Raw genomic sequence first — 2,732 nt, forward strand, 5'->3', positions numbered from 1 at the left:
AGATGGCGGGGGAAAGTTATAGCGGCAATTTTAGTTGTATATTGTGGGAATTGCGCGACCTATCTTTATGGCGGACGCAGCTTTGAACATCCAGAAATGATGGCACCTTACAGCTTGCACTGGGGAGCGATGCAACGGGCAAAAGCGAAGGGTTGCACCATCTATGATTTCTATGGCTTTACTCGCGAACCCAATCATGCTTATGCTAAGTTCTCTCAGTTCAAAAGTCAGTTTGGGGGAGTGCCTGTTACGACAATTGGCGCTCATGATTATTTCTTTTACGACCAACTCGCTGATACTTTAATTGGCTTATTCCAGAATCTGGCAGGAGATGGCAAATGAATGAAGTACTGCTGAATGGAGTGAATCAATCAGGATTGATTGTATTAGAGTTAGTCGTTGGGTTTGGATTGTTTTGGCTGGGACAGTTAGCCTATCAAAAGCTGTTCCGGCGTCGCATGGAATTAAATTTAGAGCTATTTGTCAGAGATAATCCAGCCGTGGCGATCGCATTGGTTGGTTACTACCTCGGCATTGTTATTGCACTGGGAGGTGTTTTAGATAAAGCCATACCGGCATGGCAGGATAAATTGCTGAACTTAGCAACCTACGGCGCAACGGTGATTTTGTTTATGTTGGCAGGTGCCTGGGTTGGCGATCGCTTGATTTTGCGTTGCTTTCAGTGCGATCGCGAAATTCTCCAAGATCGCAATGTCGGTGCGGCGACTGTAGAAGCGGGTAACCACATCGCCAACGGACTGATTCTCAATGCAGCCCTAGCTGGAGAAAGCGGTACTTGGATTGTCGGGCTAGTCTGTTGGCTGATTGGATTAGGCGTACTCGTTTTGGTCAGTGTTGTCTATCCGCGTGTTGCTAAATACAATGTTTTCGCTGAAATCGAAAAGCGTAATAATCCAGCGGCTGGAGTGGCATTAGCTGGTTTATTGATTGCCACAGGGAACATCGTGCGAATCTCATTTGCCCCGGAGTTCCAAAACTGGCTCGTCAGTTTTACTCAGTACGCGTTGGTACTGCTATTTAGCTTAGTCTCACTCATTGCGATTCGCGCTCTTGCGGATTGGATTCTAGTGCCAGGGGTGAAAATCTCGGATGAAATTGTCAATCAAGAAGTCCCGAATCTCGGTGCAGGACTCATTGAAGCGTTTGCTTATATTGCTGCTTCATTTCTCATTGCCTGGTGCTTCTCTTAACCTAGGGTTGCAACTCGAAGTCATAATGAGTATGATTTAAGAGTAAGGATTTGGAACTGAGGAAGCAACTCGCAAGATGGTAGACATAAGAGAGATTCCTCTAGGGGAAATTCGTCGTCCCCTGCCGCGAGAGAATGACAAAGCTAAGGTAGCGGCTCTCATGGAGTCGATTCAGGAAGAGGGGCTGCACGAACCCATTGATGTACTGGAAGTCGATGGGCAATACTACGGCTTCTCAGGTTGCCATCGATTTGAGGCTCACCAACGCCTAGGCAAAGAAACTATTAAGTGCCGAGTTCGCAAAGCACCGCGATCGGTTTTACAGAGGCACTTGGCTTAAGCCTCAGCAGCTCTTGTAATAGACCGCTTCTCCCAAAGGGATGATTCAGACTTAATTGCTACATGCATAACATCAAGAGGCGTGAAAGCAGCCTCATCAATGCAGAATTACTTTTTTAATTAGGAGATAACCATGCAAGCTCAAGCCAAAGGATTACCCATAGATATCGGCCTTCCAGAAGAAAGCCGCAAAGAGATTGCCGAAGGGCTTTCTCGTCTCCTCGCCGACACCTACTCGCTTTACCTCAAAACCCATAACTTCCATTGGAACGTGACTGGCCCAATGTTCCAGACATTGCACTTAATGTTTGAAACCCATTACAACGAACTTGCCTTAGCCGTTGATTTAGTTGCCGAACGTATCCGTGCATTAGGTTTTCCTGCTCCTGGTACTTACAGCGATTTTGCCAAGCTGAGTTCCATCGAAGAAACGCCCGGTGTTCCTAAAGCTCAGGAGATGATTCGCCTACTCGTGCAGGGACATGAGGCTGTAGCAAAAACAGCTCGTTCAATCTTCCCTATTGCTGACAAAGTCAATGACGAACCGACAGCCGATTTATTAACTCAACGGCTGCAAGTACATGAAAAGACCGCTTGGATGTTAAGAAGCTTACTGGAAGATTAACGGGTTACGGAAGTCCCCACCCTCAAAAGGCGGATTTTTGCAGCCTCTACTGCGAAAATGAGCGCATGAAGGGTGGGGATGGCTAGCGCATAATTTTCGACCTCAACGTTCAGAGTGCGGTGTAGTGGTTCATCCCCAAGTGATCGCAAACCTAGAGGCGGAAGGCTAGCGCGATCGCCCTAACATATCAGGTGGTTGATGGAAGTTCCAACATCTCTGGTTGCTCTTTGACCAGAGCCAAAGGTTGTTTAATCTGCCAGGTTTTGTCCTGGGAGAGTTCCAGCAAAGACTGATGGTAATTTGCCAACGTAGAGCGATGCCCCACACTCAAAAAAGTAGTCCCTTTCGCCCGCAAATGCAAATGTTGATATAACCGTTCCTCATTACCTAGATCTAACGCACTAGTCGCTTCATCCAGGATGGCATACTTGGGTTTGTTCAGCAGCAACCGACCGAAAGTCAGCCGTTGTTGTTCACCCAACGAGAGGACATCTGCCCAATCCTGTTCGACATCAAAGCCACCAAATCGTTCATCCAAACCCGCTAAGTTCACCTGC

At 47.3% G+C, this 2,732-nt stretch carries 5 protein-coding genes; 4 read left to right on the forward strand and 1 reads right to left on the reverse strand.

What is annotated here, in order from left to right:
• The 4 genes from V6C93_RS10375 to V6C93_RS10390 form a co-directional block, all read left to right on the forward strand.
• A partial coding sequence (locus tag V6C93_RS10375) for a peptidoglycan bridge formation glycyltransferase FemA/FemB family protein (RefSeq protein WP_333476580.1) occupies positions 1 to 342 on the forward strand: 342 nt, incomplete at its 5' end.
• Entirely contained in the window at positions 339 to 1,211 is an 873-nt protein-coding gene (locus V6C93_RS10380; RefSeq protein WP_333476581.1) for a DUF350 domain-containing protein, read from the forward strand. The genes V6C93_RS10375 and V6C93_RS10380, both read left to right, overlap by 4 nt.
• Before the next feature lie 76 nt (positions 1,212 to 1,287).
• Entirely contained in the window at positions 1,288 to 1,551 is a 264-nt protein-coding gene (locus V6C93_RS10385; RefSeq protein WP_333476582.1) for a sulfiredoxin, read from the forward strand.
• Between the two features lie 132 nt (positions 1,552 to 1,683).
• Entirely contained in the window at positions 1,684 to 2,175 is a 492-nt protein-coding gene (locus V6C93_RS10390; protein ID WP_333476583.1) for a Dps family protein, read from the forward strand.
• Between the two features lie 187 nt (positions 2,176 to 2,362).
• Here the strand turns inward: V6C93_RS10390 and V6C93_RS10395 are convergent.
• On the reverse strand, positions 2,363 to 2,732 hold a 370-nt coding region (locus V6C93_RS10395), incomplete at its 5' end, for an ATP-binding cassette domain-containing protein (protein WP_333476584.1).

Source organism: Allocoleopsis sp. (genome assembly GCF_036703385.1).
GTDB lineage: Bacteria > Cyanobacteriota > Cyanobacteriia > Cyanobacteriales > Coleofasciculaceae > Allocoleopsis.

What these genes read in the sequence shown, in the direction of transcription:
- V6C93_RS10385 (WP_333476582.1), top strand. Translation starts at nt 1,288, where the DNA reads ATGGTAGACATAAGAGAGATTCCTCTAGGGGAAATTCGTCGTCCCCTG.
- V6C93_RS10390 (WP_333476583.1), top strand. Translation starts at nt 1,684, where the DNA reads ATGCAAGCTCAAGCCAAAGGATTACCCATAGATATCGGCCTTCCAGAA.
- V6C93_RS10380 (WP_333476581.1), top strand. Translation starts at nt 339, where the DNA reads ATGAATGAAGTACTGCTGAATGGAGTGAATCAATCAGGATTGATTGTA.